Origin of the sequence: Microbacterium hydrocarbonoxydans, assembly GCF_011752045.1 — a bacterium.
Classification (GTDB): domain Bacteria; phylum Actinomycetota; class Actinomycetes; order Actinomycetales; family Microbacteriaceae; genus Microbacterium.
Genome location: NZ_JAAKXW010000005.1, coordinates 430589 through 453483 on the forward strand (window position 1 = coordinate 430589; position 22895 = coordinate 453483).

General features: G+C 70.1%; 22 protein-coding genes. 12 read left to right on the top strand and 10 right to left on the bottom strand.

The window, feature by feature from the left end:
- Window positions 1-2 precede the first annotated feature (2 nt).
- The 5 genes from G6G98_RS15970 to G6G98_RS15990 all read right to left on the bottom strand — a co-directional run bounded on the left by G6G98_RS15970 (window position 3) and on the right by G6G98_RS15990 (window position 5961).
- Window positions 3-683, bottom strand: a complete 681-nt coding sequence (locus tag G6G98_RS15970; RefSeq protein WP_164234472.1) for a type 1 glutamine amidotransferase domain-containing protein — start codon at window positions 681-683, stop codon at window positions 3-5.
- Window positions 680-1285 carry a TetR/AcrR family transcriptional regulator gene (locus G6G98_RS15975; RefSeq protein ID WP_164234473.1) on the bottom strand — a complete coding sequence of 202 codons (606 nt, stop codon included), beginning with the start codon at window positions 1283-1285 and terminating at the stop codon, window positions 680-682. Before G6G98_RS15975 ends, G6G98_RS15970 begins: the two co-directional genes overlap by 4 nt.
- Window positions 1282-2229, bottom strand: a complete 948-nt coding sequence (locus tag G6G98_RS15980) for an NAD-dependent epimerase/dehydratase family protein (RefSeq protein WP_164234474.1) — start codon at window positions 2227-2229, stop codon at window positions 1282-1284. Before G6G98_RS15980 ends, G6G98_RS15975 begins: the two co-directional genes overlap by 4 nt.
- 124 nt (window positions 2230-2353) lie before the next feature.
- Window positions 2354-4033, bottom strand: coding sequence for a glucose-6-phosphate isomerase (gene pgi / locus G6G98_RS15985; RefSeq protein ID WP_164234475.1), 1680 nt, complete (start codon window positions 4031-4033; stop codon window positions 2354-2356).
- Window positions 4034-4140: 107 nt separating this feature from the next.
- Window positions 4141-5961: a S8 family peptidase gene (locus tag G6G98_RS15990; RefSeq protein ID WP_164234476.1), complete on the bottom strand. Its 1821-nt coding sequence runs from the start codon at window positions 5959-5961 to the stop codon at window positions 4141-4143.
- 305 nt (window positions 5962-6266) lie between these two features.
- Here G6G98_RS15990 and G6G98_RS15995 point away from each other — a divergent pair, with 305 nt between their 5' ends.
- Window positions 6267-6473: a hypothetical protein gene (locus G6G98_RS15995; RefSeq protein WP_164234477.1), complete on the top strand. Its 207-nt coding sequence runs from the start codon at window positions 6267-6269 to the stop codon at window positions 6471-6473.
- A gap of 3 nt (window positions 6474-6476) precedes the next feature.
- Here the strand turns inward: G6G98_RS15995 and G6G98_RS16000 are convergent, their stop codons facing one another.
- Window positions 6477-7079, bottom strand: coding sequence for a GNAT family N-acetyltransferase (locus tag G6G98_RS16000; RefSeq protein WP_067358035.1), 603 nt, complete (start codon window positions 7077-7079; stop codon window positions 6477-6479).
- A gap of 52 nt (window positions 7080-7131) precedes the next feature.
- On the opposite strand from G6G98_RS16000, the gene G6G98_RS16005 reads away from it, so the two are divergent.
- Window positions 7132-8061: an aldo/keto reductase gene (locus G6G98_RS16005; protein WP_067358038.1), complete on the top strand. Its 930-nt coding sequence runs from the start codon at window positions 7132-7134 to the stop codon at window positions 8059-8061.
- Between the two features lie 18 nt (window positions 8062-8079).
- Entirely contained in the window at window positions 8080-8463 is a 384-nt protein-coding gene (locus G6G98_RS16010) for a PLDc N-terminal domain-containing protein (protein WP_067358041.1), read from the top strand.
- Here the strand turns inward: G6G98_RS16010 and G6G98_RS16015 are convergent.
- Together G6G98_RS16015 and G6G98_RS16020 are read right to left on the bottom strand one after the other, a co-directional pair.
- Entirely contained in the window at window positions 8460-9431 is a 972-nt protein-coding gene (locus G6G98_RS16015) for an epimerase (RefSeq protein ID WP_164234478.1), read from the bottom strand. The two genes, G6G98_RS16010 and G6G98_RS16015, sit on opposite strands and share 4 nt — an antisense overlap.
- 29 nt (window positions 9432-9460) lie before the next feature.
- Window positions 9461-10657 (bottom strand): ROK family transcriptional regulator, encoded by a 1197-nt coding sequence (locus G6G98_RS16020; RefSeq protein WP_164234479.1) that lies wholly within the window; start codon window positions 10655-10657, stop codon window positions 9461-9463.
- Between the two features lie 116 nt (window positions 10658-10773).
- Here G6G98_RS16020 and G6G98_RS16025 point away from each other — a divergent pair, with 116 nt between their 5' ends.
- The 9 genes from G6G98_RS16025 (at window position 10774) to G6G98_RS16060 (ending at window position 20802) form a co-directional block, all read left to right on the top strand.
- On the top strand, window positions 10774-11886 hold the full coding sequence (locus G6G98_RS16025) for a Gfo/Idh/MocA family protein (protein WP_067358049.1): 1113 nt from the start codon (window positions 10774-10776) through the stop codon (window positions 11884-11886).
- A gap of 15 nt (window positions 11887-11901) precedes the next feature.
- Window positions 11902-13380, top strand: a complete 1479-nt coding sequence (locus G6G98_RS16030; RefSeq protein WP_067358051.1) for a GMC oxidoreductase — start codon at window positions 11902-11904, stop codon at window positions 13378-13380.
- 78 nt (window positions 13381-13458) lie between these two features.
- Entirely contained in the window at window positions 13459-14775 is a 1317-nt protein-coding gene (locus G6G98_RS16035; protein ID WP_084788499.1) for a sugar ABC transporter substrate-binding protein, read from the top strand.
- A 4-nt stretch (window positions 14776-14779) separates the two neighbouring features.
- Window positions 14780-15733, top strand: coding sequence for a carbohydrate ABC transporter permease (locus tag G6G98_RS17190; protein WP_067358053.1), 954 nt, complete (start codon window positions 14780-14782; stop codon window positions 15731-15733).
- On the top strand, window positions 15730-16557 hold the full coding sequence (locus G6G98_RS16040; RefSeq protein ID WP_067358056.1) for a carbohydrate ABC transporter permease: 828 nt from the start codon (window positions 15730-15732) through the stop codon (window positions 16555-16557). Before G6G98_RS17190 ends, G6G98_RS16040 begins: the two co-directional genes overlap by 4 nt.
- Before the next feature lie 17 nt (window positions 16558-16574).
- Complete coding sequence (locus G6G98_RS16045) at window positions 16575-17519, top strand: sugar phosphate isomerase/epimerase family protein (protein ID WP_067358059.1); 945 nt, start codon at window positions 16575-16577, stop codon at window positions 17517-17519.
- 20 nt (window positions 17520-17539) lie between these two features.
- Entirely contained in the window at window positions 17540-18499 is a 960-nt protein-coding gene (locus G6G98_RS16050; RefSeq protein WP_067358062.1) for a sugar phosphate isomerase/epimerase family protein, read from the top strand.
- A complete protein-coding gene (locus G6G98_RS16055; RefSeq protein WP_067358065.1) occupies window positions 18496-19518 on the top strand; it encodes a sugar phosphate isomerase/epimerase family protein in 1023 nt (340 codons plus the stop codon). Before G6G98_RS16050 ends, G6G98_RS16055 begins: the two co-directional genes overlap by 4 nt.
- A gap of 27 nt (window positions 19519-19545) precedes the next feature.
- A complete protein-coding gene (locus tag G6G98_RS16060) occupies window positions 19546-20802 on the top strand; it encodes an MFS transporter (RefSeq protein WP_164234480.1) in 1257 nt (418 codons plus the stop codon).
- 25 nt (window positions 20803-20827) lie between these two features.
- Here G6G98_RS16060 and G6G98_RS16065 read toward each other — a convergent pair whose 3' ends face one another.
- Both G6G98_RS16065 and G6G98_RS16070 read right to left on the bottom strand, forming a co-directional pair.
- Window positions 20828-21763, bottom strand: coding sequence for an NYN domain-containing protein (locus tag G6G98_RS16065; protein ID WP_164234481.1), 936 nt, complete (start codon window positions 21761-21763; stop codon window positions 20828-20830).
- A complete protein-coding gene (locus G6G98_RS16070) occupies window positions 21756-22754 on the bottom strand; it encodes a Gfo/Idh/MocA family protein (RefSeq protein WP_164234482.1) in 999 nt (332 codons plus the stop codon). Before G6G98_RS16070 ends, G6G98_RS16065 begins: the two co-directional genes overlap by 8 nt.
- Window positions 22755-22895 lie beyond the last annotated feature (141 nt).

Below are 22895 nucleotides of genomic sequence, written 5' to 3' on the forward strand. Positions count from 1 at the left end.
CCTCAGAGCAGCGCGGCGACCTTCTTCGCCGTCTCCTTCGCGGAGCCCGGGTTCTGACCGGTGACGAGCCTGCCGTCGGTCACCGCGTACGACACGAACGGCAGCAGGGCCTTCTCGTACAGCGCGCCGCGCTTCTTCATCTCCTCCTCGGCGTTGTACGGCACGAGCTTCTCGACGCCGGCGAGCACCTCCTCCTGCCAGGCGAAGCCGGTGACCCTGCGTCCGGCGACGAGAAGCGACCCGTCCGAAAGGGCGGTGTTCAGCAGGCCGCAGTATCCGTGGCAGACGGAGGCGACGACGCCGCCCTTCTCCCAGATCTCCCGGGTCAGGCGCTGCAGGCCCGCGCTGTCCGGGAAGTCGTACATCACCGCGTGACCGCCGGTGAAGTAGATCGCGTCGTAATCGGCGGCGTCGACGTCCTCGGGGCGGGCGGCGTCCTGGAGCAGCGCCATGCGTGCCGGGTCGGCGTGCCATGCCTTCGCCGATCGGTCGTAGCTCGGGAACTTCAGCGATCGCGGTTCGAGCGGCACCGCACCGCCCGCGGGGCTGACGATGGTCTGCTCGAAGCCGCGCTCGTCGAACACGTCCCAGGCGTGGGAGAGCTCGGAGAGCCAGAGACCGGTGGGGTGGGACGGGTCCTCGTAGTGGCCCACGTTGGTCACGACGTTCAGGATGCGAGTCATGGTCGATCTCCTCGGGTGGTGATGGATGCGGCGGATGCGCCGACGATCGCGGTGAAAGCCCCCCGCACGTGATTCGCGACGTCCTCGGGGGAGCGGGCGGCGAGCTTGCCGTCCATGTGCAGGTAGGCCATCCCGTGCGCGAGCGCCCAGCCGGCCGAGGCGACGGCGTCCGCGTCAGCGCCGGGGAAGACCTGCGACGCAGCCGCGCGAAGGAGGTCGTGGATCTCGGTTGCGGCGCGCACGCGCTCTTCGCTTCCCTCGTCGCAGGCGTTGCCGAACATCACCCGGAACAGGGCGGGACGACGCAGCGCGAACCCTACGTACGCCACGGCGAGCTCGGCGAGCTCAGCCGGGGTGGAAGGCAGCTCGCGTCCCGCGCTCAGGTCGGCGCTCAGGTCGCGCAGGCCCTGCGCGGCGAGGGCGGACTCGAGGGCGTCACGGTCTGTGAAGTGACGGTACGGGGCGGTCGGTGAGACGCCTGCCTCGCGCGCCACCGCGCGCAGCGAGAACTGCTCGCCCGCCTCCAGCATCCGCATCGCCGTCGTCAGCAGGGACGCTCGCAGATCGCCGTGGTGGTAGCTGGATCGCCGTGTTTCCGTCACGCTCGCACTCCGTTCGTCGCGGCGCTCTCCTGGCGGATGGCGTCGAGTCCCTGGCGATAGGTCGTCACGGCGAAGTCCGGGAACCGCACGGCGAACTTCGTCGAGTCGAATCGGTTGTCGTACCGGTAGCGCGGCAGGAGCTCTCCGATCTCGCGGGCCTGTGCCGAGAGCAGCCCGGCCGCGCGCAGCATCCACTCCGGGATCACCGTGTGATCGGGATCGCGCCCGAACGCCTCCGCCGCAGCTGAGGCGAACTCCCGGTACGTGTGGCGGTCGCCGTCGACCGGGAGGTGCCATGTCTGGCCGAACGCGTCCGGGGCGTTCCCCAGCGTCGCGAGACCCCGGCTGGCGTCCGGCGTCCAGATGAGGGTCCGCAGCCGGTCGTCGCGCACGGGCACGCGCGCCTTCCAGCCGGCGAGCAGCGGGTCGATGATCAGGGAATTCGTGAAGCTCTGCGTGCGCCCAGGGCCGTAGAACTCGGGCGCCCGCGCGATGAGCACGGGGATGTCGCCTCTCGCCATCTCGTCGAGGACCATCGAGGCCATCTCGGCGCGGACCCTGCCCTTGCGACCGACCGGGGCGAACGGGGTGTCCTCGGTCTGGACGCGGTCGTCCTGCGGGTACATGTACGTGTTGTCGAAGTACGCGAAGCTCGCGCCGGCGGTCCGGGCGGCATCGAGCGCGTTCCGGAGCATCGTCGGAAACTGCTGCTCCCACAGGCGCGTGTCGGCGGGGAGGCCGGCCGTGAAGTACACGACTTCGCTGCCGTAGACCGCTGCCGCGGTCTGGGTCGCGTCGAGGAGGTCGGCCCGGACCAGGGAGTCTGACACGTTCACGGCACGCGGATTGCGGCTCACGAGTCGCAGCTCGCTCGTGTGCGCGCGGTTCAGCTCGCGGGCGAGTTCGACCGCGATCTGCCCGTTCGCTCCCAGGATCGTCTGCATGCGTTCTCCTCCGCCCGCCCAATGTGTACACCGCTTACATTAGCACCAGACCTCGGCGGTTGAACGCACGGGGGCGGATGCCGCAGCATCCGCCCCCGCTTGCCGTCCCGGGAAGAGCTTCCGGCTACCTCCGGTGCGCCGCGTAGTACGCGAGCAGCGCCCTCGTCGACGGATCCTGCGCCGCGACGGCATCCGCGTCGCCCTCGATCGCCGGGGCGATCTGCATCGCGAGCTGCTTGCCGAGCTCGACGCCCCACTGGTCGAAGGAGTTGATGCCCCAGATCGCGCCCTGCGTGAACGTGATGTGCTCGTACAGGGCGATGAGCTGGCCGAGCACCTGCGGGGTGAGCGCGGGTGCGAAGATCGACGTCGTCGGGCGGTTGCCCGCGAACGTGCGGGCGGCGACCAGCGCGCCGGTGGTGCCCTCCGCCTCGACCTCGGCGGCGGTCTTCCCGAACGCGAGCGCCTTGGTCTGCGCCAGGAAGTTCGCGAGGAACAGGGCATGCACGTCCTGCCCGGCATCCGTCAGCGGGTAGGCCGGGTTCACGAAGGCGATGAAGTCCGCCGGGATCAGCCGCGTGCCCTGGTGGATGAGCTGATAGAAGGCATGCTGGCCGTTCGTGCCGGGCTCGCCCCAGAACACCTCGCCGGTGTCGGTGGTGACCGGCGTGCCGTCCCACCGCACGGACTTGCCGTTCGACTCCATGGTCAGCTGCTGCAGGTAGGCCGGGAAGCGGCTCAGCTGCTGGGCGTAGGGGAGCACGGCGTGCGACTGGGCACCGAAGAAGTTCACGTACCAGACGTTCAGGAGGCCCATCAGCACCGGGACGTTCTCTGCGAGCGGTGTGGTGCGCACGTGCTCGTCCACGGCGTGGAAGCCGGCGAGCAGGTCGCGGAACACCTGGGGGCTGAGGGCGATCGCGAGCGAGAGCCCGATCGCGGAGTCGACCGAGTAGCGGCCGCCGACCCAGTCCCAGAACCCGAACGCGTTCGCCGGGTCGATGCCGAAGGCGGCCACCTTGTCGAGCGCGGTCGAGACGGCCACGAAGTGGTGGGCGACGGCGTCGGTGCGGGACGCCTCGTCTCCGGCGATGGCGCCGGATGCCTCGAGCCCGGCCCACAGCCAGTCGCGGGCGAGTCGCGCGTTGGTGAGCGTCTCCAGCGTGGTGAAGGTCTTCGATGCGACGACGAACAGCGTCGTCTCCGGGTCGAGCCCGGCGGTCTTCTGCGCGAGGTCGGTCGGGTCGATGTTGGAGACGAAGAGCGCCTGGACGCCGGCATCCGCATAGGGCTTGAGCGCCTCGTAGACCATGACGGGGCCGAGGTCGGAGCCGCCGATGCCGATGTTCACGACGTGCGTGACCTTCTTGCCGGTGACGCCGAGCCAGTCGCCGGAGCGCACCCGATCGGCGAAGGCGGACAGCGCATCGAGCACGGACTGCACGTCGGCGTCCACGTCCTGCCCGTCGACGACGAGCGCGGGGGAGGAGCCGGCGGGGCGGCGCAGCGCGGTGTGCAGCACGGCGCGGTCCTCGGTGGTGTTGATGTGAGTGCCGGCCAGCATCGCCGCGTAGCGGTCGGCGACGCCCGTCTGCTCGGCGAGGCGCACGAGCGCGGCGAGCACCTCCTCGGTGACGAGGTTCTTCGAGAGGTCGACATGCAGGTCGGCGAGCGGCAGCGACAGCCGCTCGGCGCGAGAGGGATCCGCAGCGAACCAGCCGCGCAGATCGGGGGTGAGGGATGCGTGCAGGCCGCTGAGCTCGGCCCAGGCCGAGGTCGCGGTGGGGTCGATCGGGGCAGTCATGGGTACAAGGTACCCCTCCGTCAGCGGCGGGCCCGGCCGGATGACGGATGCCGCGGGACCTCGCCCGCGGCATCCGCCTTCCGGCAGCGATGCTCAGCGCCGGTGGATCACCTCACCGTCGCCGTGAACGAGCCCGAACCGGAGTACGCCTCCACCACGACCCGGTAGGTGCCCGACGAGGCGCTGTAGGTGAACCTCTCGTCGGCGTCCGCCGAGGTGCCCTGTGCGACGGTGTACCACCCGTACCAGGACTGCTTCTGCAGGTAGACGTCGAAGTCAGCTCCGGTCGGGCCGTCGAGGCACACCTCGACCGGGCCGGACGCGCGGGTGAAGGACCGCGACGCCGCCTGCTGGCCGTCGGTCAGCGTGCCTGTCGCGACCGAGGTGCCGGAGCACAGAGCGGGGTCGACAGCCGCGATCGTGAAGGTGAACGACGCCGAATCGGTGGTCGCAGGGCTCGACGCGTCCCGGACCGTCACGGTCACGTTCGACGTGCCCGCAGCCGTCGGCGTGCCCGTGATCGCGCCCGTCGAGGCGTTGATCGCGAGGCCGGCGGGAAGGCCGGTCGCCGAGAACGCGTAGGGCGCCGTGCCTCCGGTGGCGCTCACCGTCAGGTTCACCGCCTGCCCGACCTTGCCGGTCTGGGCGGAGATCGCGGCGAGGTCGACCGCGCTCGGCTCCGGCTCCTGCGTGCTCAGGAACCCGGTGTAGAGGAGACGGTTCGGAGAGGCGGCGTCGAGTCCGGTGAGCCTTCCGGTGGTGGAGTTCTCCACGAGTGCCGCCTGCACCTGCGCCGGGGTGGCCTGCGGGTGCTCGCCGAGGTACAGGGCGCTGGCGCCGGTGGTGTGCGGCGAGGCCATGGACGTCCCGGTGGCGGTGTATGTGGCGGTGTCGCCGGTGTACCAGGAGGAGAGGATCGATGTGCCCGGAGCCCAGACGTCGAGGCAGGAGCCCCAGCTGCTGGAGGAGGCCTTCGCATCGGTGCGGGTGGAGTTGCCGACCGTGATGGCCTCGGGCACGAGCTGCGGGCTGTACCGGCACGCGTCGTCGTTGCTGTTGCCGGCGGCCTGCACCCAGCTGACCCCGGAGGCGATGAGGTTCTTCACGGCCTGATCGGTGGCCGGGCTGGAGCAGGCGCTGCTGCAGCCGATGCTGTAGTTGGCGGTGGCGGGCTTGACCGCGTTCTCGGTGAGCCACTCGATCGCCTCGATGATGTCGGCGCTCGAGCCGGAGCCCTCGCAGTTCAGCACGCGCACCGGATACACCGTCGCCTTCTTGGCGACGCCGTAGGTGCTGCCCACGGCGGTGCCGGCGACGTGCGTGCCGTGACCGTTGCAGTCCTGGGCCGTTCCGCCGGCGGTGACGGCGTCGTAGCCGGGCCGGATCCGTCCGGCGAATTCGGAGTGGGTGCTGCGGATGCCGGTGTCGACGATGTACACGTTCACTCCTTCGCCCGCGGAGGCGGGGTAGGAGTACTTCTGATCGAGCGGCAGGCTGCGCTGGTCGATGCGGTCGTCGCCCCAGTTCGGCGGGCTCACCTGCTCGTCGAGGGCGTGGAAGGTCTGCGCCTGCTCGACGTACTCGACGCGCTCGTCGGCGGCGATCTGCTGCGCCTCCTCTTCGCTGAGCACGGCCGAGTAGCCGTTGAGGGCGGAGTCGAACGTGCTGATCACGTCTCCGCCGACCTGGTCGGTGAGCGCGGCGACGACGTCCTCGGCGATGCCGATCTCCGCGGGCGGCTTCAGCACGACGATGTACTCGCCGGGAATGGCGTTCGCGGAGCTCGCGCCGATGATCTCGGGATCGCCGGTGTCGGTGTCCGCTCCGGCGAACGACGGTGTCAGCACGATGGCGGTGCAGGTGAGGAGTGCGGCCGCGGTGGCGGCTCCTCGTGACGCGGCTCTGCGCCACGGGGTCTTCTCGAACAATGGATTCCCTCTCGTTGGGGGTGACGAGGGCGTCTTGTGGACGCCCCACGCCGGCCGAGGAGCCGGCGTGCGGCCGGACTGGTGCCGGTTCGCGACCGAAGGTAGAGGGACTGTTGATCGAGCGTCAATTGGCCTTTCGTGCCGTCGGCGCGACCCGAGGCGAGGATTTCTGCATGCCGTCCAGGAATTGCCCCAGTATTCCGGGGTTCCGGAATGTGGACGTTTGGCCAGGAACGGATGCGTGCGGTGCGGTCCTCTTCGCGCTCGGCGGTATCCTGGGAGACGCACCGACGACAGGAGATCCCGTGATCCTCAGCTTCATCCTCTTCATGATCATGTTCCTCGGAGGAATCGGGATGATGGGCATCGCGCACGAACTGCCCGACTTCCAGGCCCTCGTCTTCGTGGGCGGCCTGCTGCTGATGTGCCTGTCGCTCGCGTACATGATGCGCGCCGGCCGCGACGGCGCCACCCGCCGCTCGAACAGCTGGGGCGGCAAGGCCACCGAGTAAGGCTCAGCGCCTCTTCGCGAGGCGCGCCTCGAGGTTCGCCTTCACGGCCGGCCACTCCGGCTCGATGATGGAGAACTCCACGCTGTCGCGCAGCGCGCCGTTCCGGTAGCGGCTCATCGCCCGCATCACGCCGTCCTGCTTCGCGCCGAGGCGCTCGATAGCAGCCCGCGACTGGAAGTTCACCCACTGCGTCGTGAGACCCACGCGGAAGACGCCGAGGGTCTCGAACGCGTGCCGCAGGAGCAGCAGCTTCGATTCGGCGTTCGTTCCCGTGCCGTGCGCGGACGGGCGGTTCCACGTGTATCCGATGTGCAGACGCGGGACGTCGGCGTCGAGGTCGTAGTACGACGTCATCCCCAGGACGCGGCCGGAGGCGTCGATCGCCGTGAACGGGATCATCTCTCCCGTCCGGATCAGGCCGATCCGGCGCTCGATCTCGGCCGCCAGCCCCTCGGGCGACGGCACCGAGGTGTACCAGGCGTTCTTCCAGAGCTCTCCCTCCCGCAGGGCCTCGAGCAGCCCGTCATGGTGCGAGGGGTCGAGCGGACGCAGTTCGACGAGGCGGCCGGTGAGCGTGAGCGGTGCGGGAGTCGTTGCGAAGGGCATGCTGCCATTCAATCAGCGCGCGGCGCCCGCCCCGCCCGCTAGCGTGGGAGGCATGAAGAGCGTTCCCTTCGGATCCACCACCGCCCCCGCCGTCATCGCCGGCATGATGCGCATCGACGGGCGTGAGCATGCGGAGATCCGCGAGCTGTACTCCGCCGCGCGCACCGCCGGCATCGACTTCTTCGACCACGCCGACATCTACGGCGGCAGCATGCACGTCTGCGAGGCGAGGTTCGCGGATGCCCTCGAGCTGAGCGCGGCCGAGCGGGACGAGATCGTGCTGCAGACGAAGTGCGGCATCGTCCCGGCGCAGGGCATGTTCGACTTCTCGTACGAGCACATCGTCGCCCAGGTCGAGGGGTCGCTGAAGGCGCTGCGCACGGATCGGATCGACGTGCTGCTCCTGCACCGTCCCGACGCTCTCGTGGAGCCGGAGGAGGTGGCCAGGGCCTTCGACGAGCTGGAGGCCTCGGGCAAGGTGCTGTCCTTCGGCGTCTCGAACCACACGCCGCGGCAGATCGACCTGCTGCGCACCGCCGTGCGGCAGCCGCTCGTCGCGAACCAGCTGCAATTGTCGATCACCCACGCGCCGATCATCACTCAGCCGATGAGCTCGAACATGGCGGGCGAGGAGCAGAGCGTCGTCCGCGACGGCGGCGGCATCGTCGAGTACTGCCGCATCAACGGCATCACGATCCAGGCCTGGTCGCCGTTCCAGGGCGGCTTCTTCACCGGGGTCTTCCTCGGCAACCCCGAGTACGCGGAGTTGAACGCCGTGATCGACCGGCTCGCGGCGTCCTACGGCGTCACCCCGCTCGCGATCGCGACGGCCTGGATCACCCGCCACCCCGCGAACATGCAGGTCGTCCTCGGCACGACGACCCCGCAGCGGGTGACGGATGCCGCCGCCGGCGCCGACATCGTGCTCACCCGCGCCGAGTGGTACGAGCTCTTCCGGGCGGCCGGGCACCTGCTGCCCTGAGCGAGCTACCCTGAAGCCATGCCGTTCCTGTTCTCGCTCCTCGTCATCGCGCTGATGATCGGCGCGCTGATCGACATCATCACGCGGGACGACTCGCAGGTCCGGTACGTGCCGAAGATGGTGTGGCTGATCATCGTGATCCTGCTGCCGCTGATCGGCAGCATCCTGTGGTTCGCCCTCGGCCGCGAGTACTCCGAGGCCGGGATCCGCATCCCGCGGATGCAGCGGCAGCCGCGCTCCGGCCCGACACCGTCCCCGCAGGCTCCGCCCGCGCCGCCGGTCGACACGCGCACGACGGAGCAGCAGATCGCCGACCTCGACCGCGAGATCGAGGAGTGGCGGCTGCGGCAGGAGATCGAGAAGCGCAAGCGGGAGAGCCAGGACCCGCCGCCGGCTGCCTAGGCGGCGGTGCGGACGAGGCCGAACGACTCCCGGACCGCGTCCTCCAGCGTCGGGTGCCGGAACGTGAAGCCTGCGGCGAGCAGCTTCTCGGGCAGCACCCAGCGGCTCTTGAGTATCAGCTCCGTCTCGGTGCGGATGCCGATCGCGCCGAGTTCGAGCATCCACCGGGGCATCGGCGGGCCGACGCGCACGCCGAGCACCCGTCGCACCGTCGCCATGAACTCGGCGTTGTCCACGGGATTCGGCGACGAGGCGTTCACGGGCCCGTCGAGCGCCGGCGTCTCCTCGAGGAAGTCGATGATGCGCGCGATGTCCTCGACGTGGATCCAGCTGAACCGCTGCCGGCCGCGCCGCGCACCGGGGAGGTGCGCGGTCCCGGCCGCGCGGCGGGCCCTGCCGACCGGCCAGGGGCCGTCGTGCTGCGCGCCGCCGAGGCCCAGCCGTGCGAGTCCGCGCAGCGGCCCCAGCACGCCGCCGTCGCCGAGCACGATCGCGCTGCGAAGTGCGACGCGCCTGGTCGCGGGGAGGTCGCGGTCGAAGAGCGCCCGCTCCCAGGCCTTCGCGACGTCGACCGAGAAGCCGGTGCCCAGCTCGCCCGTCGACTCGGTCATCGGCCGGTCCTCGGCGTGCCGGTAGATCGTCGCCGTCGAGGAGTTGATCCACAGCGGCGGCGGGGCATCGGCTCTGGCGATGGCGGTGCCGAGAGCATCCGTGGTGGTGAGGCGGGAGCGGAAGATCTCGGCACGGTTCTCCGGCGTGTAGCGGCAGTTCACGCTCTTGCCCGCGAGCCCGATCACGAGATCTGCGCCGTCCACGGCCCGGTCGATCGCCGGCTGATCGCCCCAGCCGATGTCGGCGCCGGAGCGCGAGACGGTGACCACCTCGCGACCCTGGTCCCGGAAGCGGGGGAGGAGATACCGGCCCATGAAGCCGGTGGATCCTCCGATGACGACGCGGCCGGTGCTCATACGCTCGAGACTAGCGGCGCCGCTGCCTCTCAGCGGGAGCCGGCCGCGACCCGGGCGTCGACCTCGGCGGGGGACAGCACCTCACGGGCGACCATGACCGCCGCTCCGAGGACGGCGGCCCGCTCGCCGGTCGGCGACTGCACGATGGCGAGATGCTGCGTGGCGAGAGGGATGGAGCGGCGGTAGACGACCTCGCGGACTCCGGCCAGGAGATGCTCCCCGGCGCGGGCGATGCTGCCGCCGAGCACGATGACCGACGGGTTGAGCAGGTTGACGACGGTCGACAGCACCTCGCCGACATCGCGGCCGGCCTGGCGGAGCGCCTCGATCGCGACCGGGTTGCCCGCGCGCACCAGCTCCACCACATCGAGGCTGGACTCCGCATCGATGCCCTGCTCCCGCAGGGTGGCGGCGATCGCGCTGCCGCCGGCGAGATCCTCGAGATCGCGGTCCTCGCCGGCGGGATGAGACGAGTCGGGGGAGTGGGGCACGCGCACGTGCCCCATGTCTCCGGCAGAGCCCTGGGCGCCGCGCTGCAGCTGCCCGCCCGCGATGATGCCCGCTCCGATGCCGGTGGCGACCTTCACGAAGATGAGATCGGTCGTGTCGGGGAAGCTCGCGGTCTGCTCGCCGAGGGCGAGGATGTTCACGTCGTTGTCGACCAGCACGGGGACCGCGAAGGTGCCCTGGACGTAGGCGGGGATGTCGAAGCGGTCCCACCCCGGCATGATCGGCGGGTTGTACGGCCGTCCGGTGGAGTGCTCCACCGGACCGGGCACGCCGATGCCGACGCCGACGACGGGGGTGTCGCCCTTGGCGAGAGACCCCAGCAGGGCGCGCGCCTCGGCCACGACGAGGTCGAGCACGGCGACCGGTCCCGCCGCGATGTCGACCGGCCGCGTCTTCGAGGAGAGGATCGCGCCGCTGAGGTCGGACACGGCGACGGTGGCGTGCGAAGCGCCGAGGTCGACGGCGATGATCAGGCCGGCGCCCGGGTTGAAGGCGACGCGCGAGGGCGGGCGGCCGCCCGTGGACGCGGCCTCTCCGGCAGGGGCGACGAACCCGGCGCCGAGCAGCGCATCCACGCGTGCCGAGACCGTCGAGCGTGCCAGGCCGGTGAGGTGCACGAGCTCCGCCTTGGTGCGCGCACGGCCGTCCAGCAGCAGCTGGAGGATGTCGCCGGCACCCGTGGAACCGCCCCCTGGGGTGCGTTCGGCGTCGCTCATACGGTCAGTAAACCACACCCACTAATGACTGACTCGAAGTCAAGATCTGTCGATGACAGGAAATCTTTTGACGAACGACTAGCAAAAGTCTCCGAACTTGTGCCAGACTCGGCGACATGACAACGGACGTCACTGACACCGGCGTCGGAACGATCCGATCCGGCTTCCTCGGCGGAGGCTTCATGGCCCAGGTGCACAGCCGCGCAGCCCGCGCCGCCGGCGCGCGCGTCGCCGTGCTGGCCAGCTCGACCGCCGAGCGCGCCGCTCGTGCCGCCCGTGAACTCGGAGTCGAGACGGCCGCCGCCGACCTCGATGAGCTTCTCTCCGGTGACGCCGACATCGTGCACATCTGCACGCCGAACTCGACGCATGCCGACCTGGCCGGTCGCGTGCTCGCAGCGGGAAAGCACGTCATCTGCGAGAAGCCGCTGGCGACCACGCTCGCCGACGCCCGCGCGCTCGCCGCGGCCGCGACGGCGGCCGGACTCGTCGCCGCGGTGCCCTTCGTGTACCGCTACCACCCGATGGTGCGCGAGGCCAGGGCACGGATCGCCGCGGGAGAGATCGGGGCGCTGCTCACGGTCGACTGCGGCTATCTGCAGGACTGGATGCTGCTGCCCGAGGACGACGACTGGCGTGCGACCTCGGCCGAGGGCGGACCCTCCCGCGCCTTCGCGGACATCGGCTCTCACCTGTGCGACCTGCTGGAGTTCGTCACCGGCGAGCGCATCCTGCGGCTCACCGCGCGCACCCGCCGCGTGTACGAGGAGCGGGGCGGCCGCGCCGTCGCGAACGAGGACGCGGTGTCGCTCCTCGTCGAGCTCGAGTCGGGGGCGATCGGCACGCTGCTCGTCTCGCAGATGGCGGCGGGGCGGAAGAACGCCCTGACGCTGGAGCTGCACGGTGCGCACTCCAGCATCCGATTCGACCAGGAGCGCCCGGAGGAGCTCTGGATCGGCGGCCGCGAGAGCAGCCGACAGCTGCTCCGCGACCCCGCCACCGCGGCGCCCGGCGTCGCCCGCTTCTCGCGGGTCCCCGTCGGGCACGCACAGGGCTATCAGGACGCCTTCAACGCGTTCGTCGCCGATGCATACGCGGCGGTCGCCGGTGAAGTCCCCGACGGGCTCCCCACCTTCGTCGACGGCGTCCGCGCCGCACAGCTCACCGAAGCCGTCCTGCAGGCGGCCGCCGACGAGCGCTGGATCGACGTCACCCCCGAGCACGGCTGAGCGAGAAGGACAGACATGACTGACGACTACGACCTGATCATCGTCGGATCAGGGCCGAACGGCTCGATCGTCGCCCGGGAGGTGCACGAGAGCAGCCCCGAGGCGCGCATCCTCGTGATCGAGGCCGGACCGCAGATCACCGGCGTCGCCGGGGAGCACCTCGTCGAGGTCGACGAGAACGCCATGAACGCCTCCTACGAGGACCTCATGCGCCGTGCCAGGCAGATCGAGTACGTCAAGGGCGCGATGGTCGAGATCGAGGGCGACGGCTGGAACCCCGAGTCCACCGGCGTCTTCCCCGCGGCGTTCTTCGGACACGACTTCGCGCAGTTCCCCGGTGCGTCCCTCTCGTGGAACATCGGCGGGATGGGCGTGCACTGGACGGCCGCCACGCCGTGGCCGTACGCGGAGGAGATCCCCGGCTTCCTCCCGCGGGCGGAGTGGGACGCCGACCTGGAGACCGCGCGCAGCCTCCTGCGCACCTACGTCGGCCCCCTCGTCGAGAACCCGTTCACCGAGCCGATCTTCGCGGCGATCCGCGCGGCCGTGCCGAGCCCCGACCCCGAGCGCGAGTTCGGGTACATGCCGATGGCCGGCATCCCGCATGTCGATCGCCCGTTCGCCCGCACCGGACCGCGCGACATCGCGCCGTACCTCTTCGACGCGAGCGAGCCGAACGTGCAGCTGCGCACGGGACTGTTCGTCACCAGGCTCGAGCACGACGGCGCGCGGGTCACGGGAGTCGTCGCACGCGACCTCGCGAGCGGCGCGGACGTCCGCCTGAGCGCCGCGCGCGTCCTGGTGGCCGCCGATGCCCTGCGCACCCCGCAGCTGCTCTGGGCGTCCGGCATCCGTCCGGAGGCCCTGGGCGTGCGGCTCAACGAGCACGCGTCCATCGACGGCGATGTCGTGATCGACGCGGCCCGGCTCGGACTGACGGATGCCGACATCCCGACGCCGCCGGCCGGCGAGCCGTTCATCGGCTCGTACTGGAGCCCGTCGATCGGCGCAGAGCGCCCGGCGCACGGTCAGCTGATGGAGCGCGAATTCGACGGGAAGCACGTGCTCGGCGTCGGCTGGTACTGCGCGACCGAGATCCGCCCCGAGAACCGCATCGAGTTCTCCGACGAGCTCACCGATCCCCTCGGGATGCCGCGCATGACCGTGCACTTCTCCTACTCGGAGAACGATCTGGCTGAGATCCGCCGCACCAAGGACGTGCAGCGCGCCGCCGCGAACGCGATCGGCACCTTCTCGGATGCCGAATCCGAGGTGCTCCCTGCCGGCGCCTCGCTGCACTACACGGGCACCGTGCGCATGGGGCCCGAGGACGACGGCACCTCCGTGGTCGACACCGACGGCCGCGTCTGGGGCTTCGAGAACCTGTTCCTCGCGGGCAACGGCGTGGTCCCGACCGCGCTCACCTGCAACGCGACGCTCACCGGAGCCACCCTCTCCGTGCGCATCGCCCGTGCGATCAGCGCAACCCTCTGACCGACACCCGACACCGCATCACCCGACACAGCACCACCCGAATCTGCACCACCTACCCGAACAACGAAGGAGTTGACCGTGATCCACACCATGGCCTCGCGCCGCCGCAAGGCGCTCTACACCGGAGCGGCGTTCGCCGTTTCCGCCTCCCTGCTGCTCACCGGCTGCGGCCGGGGAGGCGACGGCCCGGCTGAGAGCGGCGAATCGACGACGATCGACGACAAGCCGGCCACCGGCACGCTCGAGATCTGGACCGAGGGCGCCGACGGCGCGAAGCTCCCCGAGATGTTCGAGAAGTTCAAGGAGGACAACCCGGACATCGACATCAAGATGACGGAGATCCCCGGCGAGGAGTTCCGCTCGAAGATGACCGCGGCGATCACGGCCGGCACCGTGCCCGACCTGATCTACTCCTTCACCGAGTCGCAGGCGCCGCTGATCGCGACCGGAGGATTCGACGCCGTGCCGGACGGCCTGGTCGAGGAGGACGACTTCTTCCCGGCGATGTGGGAGAACTCCCTCTACGACGGGGTCCAGTACGGCGTGCCGTGGTACACCTACGCGAACGTCAGCTACTACCGCAGCGACCTCGTCGAGGCCGCCGGCGCCGAGCTGCCCACCGACTGGGACAGCCTGCGCGCCTTCGGCGAGAAGCTCAAGGCGAGCGGAGTCGAGTACCCGCTCGGGCTGTACGTCGCCTACGACGACTACACCGCCTGGCAGCTCGGCGTCTTCGCCGCGCAGAACGGCGGATCCTTCATCTCCGAGGACGGCACCGAGTGGACCCTCAACACCCCGGAGAACGTCGAGGCGCTCGAGTTCTACTCCAGCCTCTTCAAGGACGGGCTCGCCTCGCCTGACGGCCCCGCGTTCCTCGACATCGTGCCGTGGACGAGCCAGGGCAAGAACGCGTCGATCATCGACGGCGGTCCCTGGTTCGCCTCCTGGTTCGACGACGCGAACGGCGCAGGCTGGGGAGCGGAGCACCTCGAGTTCATCCAGAACCCCACCGGCCCGACCGGCATCGCCGCATCCACCACGGGAGGCGGCAGCTGGTTCGTGCCGTCCGACTCCGAGAACAAGGACGCGGCATGGAAGTTCGCCCGCTTCATGTCCGAGCCGGAATCGCAGATCGAGTGGTACAAGATCTTCAAGAACATGCCCGCGGTCAAGGCCGCGTGGGATGACCCCGCTCTGAGCTCCGACCCGCTGCTGCTCGCGGTGCGCGAATCCCTCGAGAACGGCGTCAACCGTCCGAAGGTCGCGACCTGGAACCAGGTCGGCCTGGTCATCGGCGAGCAGATGGACAAGGTGATCCGCGGCAACACCTCGCCGCAGGATGCGCTGGACGAGGCGCAGAAGCAGGCCGAGGCGATCGGCATGGGCACGAAGTAGGCGCATGTCCACTTCAGCAACCCGCACGATGGTCACCCCGGGGGCGTCGACACGACGCCCCCGGGGCACCGGGAGATCGCATGAGGGCACGAAGGCGGAGGCGGTCACCGCCTGGCTCTTCCTCCTGCCCTTCCTCGCGGTCTTCGCCGTCTTCACGGCCGTTCCGACCGTTCTCGCGGTGGGAGCGAGCCTCACCGACATGTCGGCGCGCGACATCCGCAATCCGCTCGAGGTCAACTTCACCGGATTCGACGCATTCGCCGAGGTGCTCTCGAACCCGTCGTTCCAGAGCTCCTTCCTCAACACCGTGCTGTTCGTCGTGCTGTGCGTGCCGCTCAGCGTGGGGCTCGGGTTCGTCCTCGCCCTCGTGCTGAACAACGGCATCCGGCGGCTGCGCACCTTCTTCCGGGCCGCGGCCTACGTCCCCGTCATCACGAACATCGTCGCCGTGGCGGTGATCTGGCAGTACGCGTTCTCGGTCGCCGGCCCCGTGAACAACACTCTCGGCGGCCTCGGCCTGCCGCAGCCGAACTGGCTCGGCGAGCCGGAATGGGCTGTCACGACGGTCGTGATGATGGCCGTCTGGCGTACCGCAGGCACGTCGATGATCCTGTTCCTCGCCGGTCTCCAGGCCGTCCCCGAGGAGATCTACGAAGCCGCATCGACCGACGGTGCAGGCTGGGTGCGCCGGCTCTGGTCGATCACCCTGCCGCTGCTGCGCCCGACGACGCTGCTCGTCACCGTTCTCGCGACGGTGTCGTTCCTCAACATCTTCGAGGAGCCGTACCTGCTCACCAAGGGCGGTCCGACCGGATCCACCAGGTCGATCGCCGTGTGGGTGTACGAGCAGTTCGGGTTCGGCAACATCTCAGCCGCGATGGCCGGGTCGGTGCTCCTGCTCCTGCTCGTCGGCGTCGTCGCGATCGTCCAGTTCAGAATGCTGAGGCCGAAACATTGAACACGCCATCTCCGACCCGACAGGCGCTCAACTACACGTTCCTGATCGTCGTCACCGTCTTCATGCTGCTGCCGTTCGTCTGGGTGTTCTTCGGATCGTTCAAGACCCAGGCGGAGTTCTTCTCCGACCCCGGCGCCTGGTTCCCCGAGTCCTTCCAGTTCGGCAACTACGTCACGCTGTTCGCAGACCGGGGCTTCGGCACCTACCTGCTCAACAGCATCATCGTCTCGGTCGTCGCGGTCGTCGGCAACGTGCTGTTCAGCGCGATGGCGGGGTACGCGCTCGCGAAGCTGCGGTTCCGCGGCAAGGGGTTCGTGTTCCCGCTGGTGATCGTCTCGATGATCGTGCCGTACGTCGCGCTCTTCGTGCCGCAGTTCGTCATCGTCGTGCAGCTCGGCCTCGTCGACACGCTGACGGCGATCATCCTGCCGATCCTCGTGCTGCCGCTGTCGGTGTTCATCATGCGCCAGTTCGCGCACTCGGTGCCGTTCGAGCTGATGGAGGCCGCGCGGCTGGACGGCGCGGGGGAGGGGCGGCTGTTCTTCCGCATCTTCCTGCCGCTCACCGGACCGGGACTCGCCACCGTCGGCATCCTGTCGTTCCTCACCTCGTGGAACAACTTCCTGTGGCCGCTCGTGATCGCGCAGTCTCAGGGCACGTACACCGCGCCGGTGGGACTGACGGTCGCCTCCCAGGCATCCAACACGCTCTCCTTCGGCCTGCTCCTGGCCGGGGCGATGATCGTGCTGCTGCCGATCCTCATCCTCTTCCTCTTCCTCCAGAAGTACTTCATCCAGGGCGTCGCCACGGCGGGCCTGAAGTAGACCAGAACGGACCCGTCATGCAGCTGAAAGACCTGAAGTTCGCCCTCAACGCGATCCAGTGGATCAACGTCAAGGAGGATCCGTCCGACCTCGACAGCGCGAGCCTGTGGCGCTTCGCGGATCCCGCGTTCGTGGCCGAGTACCCGCAGGTGCTGAAGGCGATCAGGGATGCCGGGTTCGACGCGACCATGATGGAGGTGCTCGACACCCAGACGCTGCAGAACTACGCGGCGATGGTGGAGGCGTCCGGTCTGAAGCTCGCACCGGGGTACGTGCAGGTGCCGCTGCCCTCCGACCACGGCGGTCGGCTGGAGAAGGGCTCGTTCGAGCGGATCCACTGGTTCGACGGCGTCCGCCGCCGGGCGGAGGAGTCGAACTACTTCGGTCTCGACTCGGTGTTCGTCGCCGCCGAGGTGGATCAGTCGGGTTCCCGCTGGGAGAGGCCCGCGATCGGGCACGACTTCTCGCAGGATCGGCTCGACGAGTGGACCGAGATGCTGGACGAGGCCGTCGACGTGCTCAACGCGGAGGGCGTGCGTCCCGGTCTGCACAACCACGTCGGCACCTGGGTGGAGACCACGCAGGAGTACGAGCACGTGCTCAACAGCATCGACGCCTCGCGCCTCGGCGCCTCGTTCGACATCGGCCACCTCGAGTGGGCGGGGATCGACGCGAAGAAGGCGATCGCCGACTGGTCCGACCGCATCCTCGATCTTCACGTCAAGGATCTCGACCTCGAGATCGCGCGCCGCTCGCGCGAGGAGGGGCTGTCCTACGAGCGGGCCACCGATCTCGGGCTGTACCGCGAGCCCGGCCTCGGCGGCCTCGACATCGTCGACACGCTCTCCGCGCTGCCCGACGGCTTCGGCGGCTGGATCATCATCGAGGTCGACCGGGCGTCCATGGACCCGGTGGACAGCGCCCGGCACACCGCGCGCTGGCTCGCGGACGTCACGGCCTGAGACACGGAGGAGAACAGATCATGACGCTCACCCGAGAGCACTTCTCACTGAACACCCTGCAGTGGATCACCGTCGGCCTCGGCGACGCCAGCGGCGAGCCCGGCGAGGTCGGCTGGGAGTTCGACCTGTCGACCTTCCTGCCGAAGCAGCCCGTGATCCTCGGCCAGGTGAAGGAGGCCGGCTTCTCCTCGGTCATGCTGGAGGTCCTCCCCACACAGACGCTGCAGTCCTACGCGCGGGTCGTCGCGGACTCGGGACTCCGGCTGTCACCCGGCTACGTCCACATCGGTCTGCCCGAGGATTTCGGCCGCGACCACTCCGGCGACGCGGAGGCCCATTTCCGCTGGTTCGACGCCATCCGGCGCCGTGCCGAGGAGACGACGTTCATGGGGCTCGACCGGGTGTTCCTGGCCGCCGACATGGCGCCGGGGCGTCCGCGGATCGACGTCGCCGCCGCGGTCGGCCACGAGGCGGACCGCGCACGGCTGGACCGGGTCGCGAACATCATCGGCGAGACCGCCGAGGTGCTGAAGGCGGAGGGCGTGACCCCCGCGCTGCACAATCACGTCGGCACCTGGATCGAGACGGAGGAGGAGTACGACTACGTGCTGGATGCCGTTCCCGCGAGCCTCCTCGCGGCGGGGCCCGACATCGGCCATCTCGCCTGGACCGGCGCCGACGTGGTCGGCTGGATCGCCGGGCACGCGGAGCGGATCTCGGATCTGCACGTGAAGGACATGGACCTCTCGATCGCCGCCGCGACCAGGGCTGCGCGCACCCCGTACTTCGACGTGATGGCGCGGCGGTTCTTCCTGGAGCCCGGCCTCGGCGACGTGCCGATCGCGGAGGCGCTCGCCGGCCTGCCCGAAGGGTTCTCCGGAGATGTGATCATCGAGGTGGACAAGCCGAGCATGGAGCCCTTCGCCAGCGCGAAGACCAGCTGGGCGTGGATCGCCGCGAACTATCCGGAGGCCTCATGAGCGAGCAGCGCGCCGCGGCCCGCCCGGTCACCCTGTTCACCGGTCAGTGGGCGGACCTCCCGTTCGAGGAGGTCGCCCGGTTGGCCGCCTCCTGGGGGTACGACGGGCTGGAGATCGCGGCATCCGGCGACCATCTCGATCTGAAGCGGGCCGACGAGGACGACGCCTATGCCGCCTCGCGGCTCGAGATCCTCGACCGGCATGGCCTGCAGGTGTTCGCGATCTCCAACCATCTCGCCGGCCAGGCGGTGTGCGATGCGCCGATCGACTTCCGGCATGAGGCGATCCTGCGCGAGTACGTGTGGGGCGACGGGGATGCCGAGGGCGTGCGGCAGCGCGCGGCTGAGGACATGAAGCGCGCGGCGCGGGTGGCCCGCAAGCTCGGCGTCGACACCGTGGTCGGCTTCACCGGCTCGTCGATCTGGCCGTATGTGGCGATGTTCCCGCCGGTGCCGGCATCCGTCATCGAGGGCGGATTCGAGGACTTCGCGGCGCGGTGGAACCCGATCCTCGACGTGTTCGATTCCGAGGGCGTGCGCTTCGCGCACGAGGTGCACCCGGGGGAGATCGCGTACGACTACTGGAGCTCGGTACGGGCCCTGGAGGCGATCGACCACCGGAAGGCGTTCGGGTTCAACTGGGACCCCTCGCACATGATGTGGCAGAACATCGACCCGGTCGGCTTCATCGTCGACTTCGCCGACCGGATCCATCACGTGGACTGCAAGGACACCCGGATGCGTCCGCAGAACGGGCGCGCCGGCGTGCTCGGCTCGCACCTGCCGTGGGGCGACCCGCGGCGCGGCTGGGACTTCGTCTCCACCGGGCACGGCGATGTCCCCTGGGAGGACGCGTTCCGCGCCCTCGACGCGATCGGCTACGACGGCCCCATCTCGATCGAGTGGGAGGACGCCGGCATGGACCGGCTGCACGGAGCGGCCGAGGCGGTGCGGTTCGTGCGCTCGCTCCTCTGGCCTCAGCCCACGGCGTCGTTCGACGCCGCGTTCAGCAACCAGTGATCCGCACAGGGATCGGGGAGAGCGACGGTGTGGCGCGCCCTGCGTGAGCGGCTGTCGCCGGCCGTGCTCGCCCGGTCCTTCGCGGCTCTGCGCGACGCGCAGTACCGCCGGTGGAGCATCGCCGCGTTCGTCTCCGGCTCCGGGGGCACCGCCTCGACCGTCGCGATCGCCTGGCTCGTCGTCGAGCTCGGAGGCGACGGCGTCGCGTTCGGGGCGATCGTCGGCGTCGTGATGCTGCCGACCCTGCTGGCCGGTTCGTTCGCGGGGATGTTCGTCGACCGCTTCTCCCGGCGCTCCGTCCTCCTCGCGACGCACGTGCTGCAGATGCTCGTCGCCGCGGCGCTCGCGGTGCTGTCGTTCACCGGCACGGCCGGACTCCCCGCTCTGTTCGCCCTGTCGCTCGTGCAGGGACTGGCGTTCGCGGCGGACAACCCCGCCCGGCAGCTCCTCGTGCTCGATCTCGTCGGACCCGAGGGCACGACGAGCGCGGTCAGCATGAACGAGGTCGTCATCAACGCCTCGCGGATCTTCGGGCCCGCCGTCGCCGGGGCGATTCTGGCCGTCGGCGACCCCGGCTGGTGCTTCGTGTTCAACGCGGTCTCGTTCCTGCCGTCCCTCGTCGTGCTGCTCCGCCTGCGCGTGCCGCGGATCAGCACGGAGCGCGTGCCGGACGGCATGCAGGGGCGTGCGCCGGCTGCCGCGCACCGGCCGCGTTCCCCCTGGCGGTTCGCGATGGGCACGCCGCGGATCCGGACGACGCTGCTGCTCGCGATCGGCGCGGCGGCCTCCTACAACATCGCCGTGGTGATGCCCCTGATGGCCTCCGACGTGTTCCACGCCGGGGGAGGCGGCTACGCGGCGATCGCGGTGGCGTTCGGCGTCGGAGCGCTCCCCGGCGCCCTGCTGTCTGCCACGGGGCCGGCGGTGCCGCGCAGCGAGGAGGTGCGTGCGCTCGCCGTGGCCCTGGCAGGTGCGGTGCTGCTCGCCGCCTGGTCGCCCGTGCTGGGCGCGCTGCTCGTCACGATCGCGCTCGCCGGGGCGACCTCGATGTGGTTCATCGCGCGCGCGAACGCCCTGGTGCTGCTGGAGACGCCGGCCGCGATGCGCGGCAGGGTGATGGGCATCTGGGCGATGATGCTGCCGGGGTCCACGGTCATCACCGGCCTCCTGATCGGCGGGCTCGCCGATCTCGCAGGGCCGCGGGTGGCGTACGCGGCCGTCGCCGTGTTCCTCGCCGTCGTGGTCGCCGTCGGGTGGCGTGCTCTGCGAACCGCCGACGTCTGAGTGGCGCTCGTGCGCCGCTGGCCTCTCAGCCGGCGGCCTCGCGCAGCCGGACCAGCCGCTCGTGGCCGGTCTCCTCCAGCTCGGCGATGTCCTCGCGTGACTTCACGAAGTCCGAGAAAGAGCGGTAGCCGAGCGCCTTCTCGCTGAACGAGGGGTCCATGCGACGCATGTGCGTCTTCACGGCCGAGCTGTGAAGCCACTCGTCGGCACCGGCCTTGTCATGGCCGAGGCGGAGGGCCCGCTGCAGCAGCTCGGTGGCCTCGCCCTGCTCGTCGAGCTTCGCCGGCGCGGCTTTGGCCTTCGCCGTCTTCGTCTTGGGGGCGGCCTTGGCCTTCACGGCCGGCTCCGCCGCGGCATCCGTCGTCTCCGCCGGGGCGGGCGCCGCCTTTGCCGGGCGGGCCACACCGGGCAGGGAGTCGTAGGACTCGAACTCGTCGCAGGCGGCGGCGAGGGACTTCGCGGTGGAGCCGGCGACGCCGACGCCGATCACGTAGCGGCCGAGGCGCTTGCAGCGCTGCGCGAGCGGGACGTAGTCGCTGTCGCCGGCCACGATCACGACATGGGTGAGATCGGGGAGGCGGAACATGTCCTCCACCGCATCCACGGCGAGCCGGATGTCGGCGCCGTTCTTCGCGTACGCGGCCGCCGGGAACAGCTGCACGAGGTCCACCGCGCGCGCCACCAGCTGGGAGCGGTACTCGGCGTTCACGGGTGACGACCAGTCGGCGTAGGCCCGCGTGAGCACGAGGGTGCCGAACGACGCGGCGTAGTCGATGATGGCTCCGACCTCGATCATCGCCCGGCCGAGGCGGTCGAGCACCTCGGGGTCGTTCGGGTTGTCGGTGATGCGCTGCCGGTCCTTGCCGTAGGCGTTGCGGCCGTGCACGCGGTCGTACCAGGAGATGACGATGTTGTCGAAGTCCAGGTAGACGGCGACGCGCGCGTCGGTGAAGTCAGCCATTGGTCGTTCCCTCCTGCGGGTACCGCACGCCGATCTGCGCGCGGATCTCGTCGAGCGTGCCCATGATGGCCACGCTCTCGGCGATCGGGAGGACGTCGCTGTCGAGGAGGCCGTCCCGCACGAAGCGCTCCGCAGCCCTGGCCTGGTACTCCATGCCGCGGCCGGCGACCTCGGAGGAGGCGAACTCCTCGGCGACCGTGCCGTCCGGCAGGATCACGCGGAACGTCGTGGGGGAGTACCAGACGGTGTCGATCTCGATGCGGGCGGCCGTACCGACGATGCTGGCGACGTTGGGGCCGGCGGCGCGCGAGGAGGAGAGGGTCGTCGAGATCGCACCGCCCTCGTGCGTCATCACGGTCGCGACCTCGGCGTCCGCCCCGGTGTCGATGAGGCGCCCGACGGCGCGGATGCTCGTCGGGGCGCCGAGGACGTCCCAGACGAAGGAGATCGGGTAGATGCCGAGGTCGAGGAGGGCCCCGCCGCCGAGTTCGAGGGCGTTCAGCCGGTGCGCCGGATCGTCGGGCAGGAGCTGGGTGTGGTCGGCGCTCACCGCGCGGATCTCTCCCAGCGTGCCGGCCGCGACGATCTCACGGATGCGGGCCATGTGCGGCAGGTAGCGCGCCCACATCGCCTCCATCACGAGCAGCCCGCGCTCGGCTGCGAGGATCCGGAGGTCCTCCGCCTCCGCCCGGTTCAGCGTGAACGGCTTCTCCACGAGCACGTGCTTGCCGGCCTCGAGTGCGAGACGCGCGTTCTCGTGGTGCATCGGGTGCGGCGTGGACACGTAGACGATGTCGACGTCGGGGTCGGCGACGAGCGCCTCGTAGGAGGCGTGCGCCCGCGGGATGTCGAAACGACGGGCGAAGGCGTCGGCGGACTCCTGAGAGCGTGAGCCGACCGCGACGAGGTCGAGCCCCGCGGTGCGCAGATCGGATGCGAACGCGCCGGCGATGCCGCCGGTCGCGAGGATTCCCCAACGAAGACCAGTCATGGTCTCAGCGTAGCTTTTCCAAAACCGGTGCCGGGTGGGGATACACTCAAGCACCTCCTCCGCTCGGACGAGGTCAGCTTCGGCCGCCGATGGAGGCGCAGCATGGAGGAGACGGCGTCGCCGCAGGAACGACTGATCGCG

Bases quoted from the DNA above. Each gene is read 5' to 3' on its own strand.
- G6G98_RS16055 (WP_067358065.1), top strand. From the start codon at position 18,496: ATGAGCGAGCAGCGCGCCGCGGCCCGCCCGGTCACCCTGTTCACCGGT.
- G6G98_RS15980 (WP_164234474.1), bottom strand. From the start codon at position 2,229: ATGCAGACGATCCTGGGAGCGAACGGGCAGATCGCGGTCGAACTCGCC.
- G6G98_RS16000 (WP_067358035.1), bottom strand. From the start codon at position 7,079: ATGCCCTTCGCAACGACTCCCGCACCGCTCACGCTCACCGGCCGCCTC.
- G6G98_RS17190 (WP_067358053.1), top strand. From the start codon at position 14,780: ATGTCCACTTCAGCAACCCGCACGATGGTCACCCCGGGGGCGTCGACA.
- G6G98_RS15970 (WP_164234472.1), bottom strand. From the start codon at position 683: ATGACTCGCATCCTGAACGTCGTGACCAACGTGGGCCACTACGAGGAC.
- pgi (WP_164234475.1), bottom strand. From the start codon at position 4,033: ATGACTGCCCCGATCGACCCCACCGCGACCTCGGCCTGGGCCGAGCTC.
- G6G98_RS16015 (WP_164234478.1), bottom strand. From the start codon at position 9,431: ATGAGCACCGGCCGCGTCGTCATCGGAGGATCCACCGGCTTCATGGGC.
- G6G98_RS16005 (WP_067358038.1), top strand. From the start codon at position 7,132: ATGAAGAGCGTTCCCTTCGGATCCACCACCGCCCCCGCCGTCATCGCC.
- G6G98_RS16050 (WP_067358062.1), top strand. From the start codon at position 17,540: ATGACGCTCACCCGAGAGCACTTCTCACTGAACACCCTGCAGTGGATC.
- G6G98_RS16045 (WP_067358059.1), top strand. From the start codon at position 16,575: ATGCAGCTGAAAGACCTGAAGTTCGCCCTCAACGCGATCCAGTGGATC.
- G6G98_RS16070 (WP_164234482.1), bottom strand. From the start codon at position 22,754: ATGACTGGTCTTCGTTGGGGAATCCTCGCGACCGGCGGCATCGCCGGC.
- G6G98_RS16025 (WP_067358049.1), top strand. From the start codon at position 10,774: ATGACAACGGACGTCACTGACACCGGCGTCGGAACGATCCGATCCGGC.
- G6G98_RS16010 (WP_067358041.1), top strand. From the start codon at position 8,080: ATGCCGTTCCTGTTCTCGCTCCTCGTCATCGCGCTGATGATCGGCGCG.
- G6G98_RS16065 (WP_164234481.1), bottom strand. From the start codon at position 21,763: ATGGCTGACTTCACCGACGCGCGCGTCGCCGTCTACCTGGACTTCGAC.
- G6G98_RS16030 (WP_067358051.1), top strand. From the start codon at position 11,902: ATGACTGACGACTACGACCTGATCATCGTCGGATCAGGGCCGAACGGC.
- G6G98_RS16020 (WP_164234479.1), bottom strand. From the start codon at position 10,657: ATGAGCGACGCCGAACGCACCCCAGGGGGCGGTTCCACGGGTGCCGGC.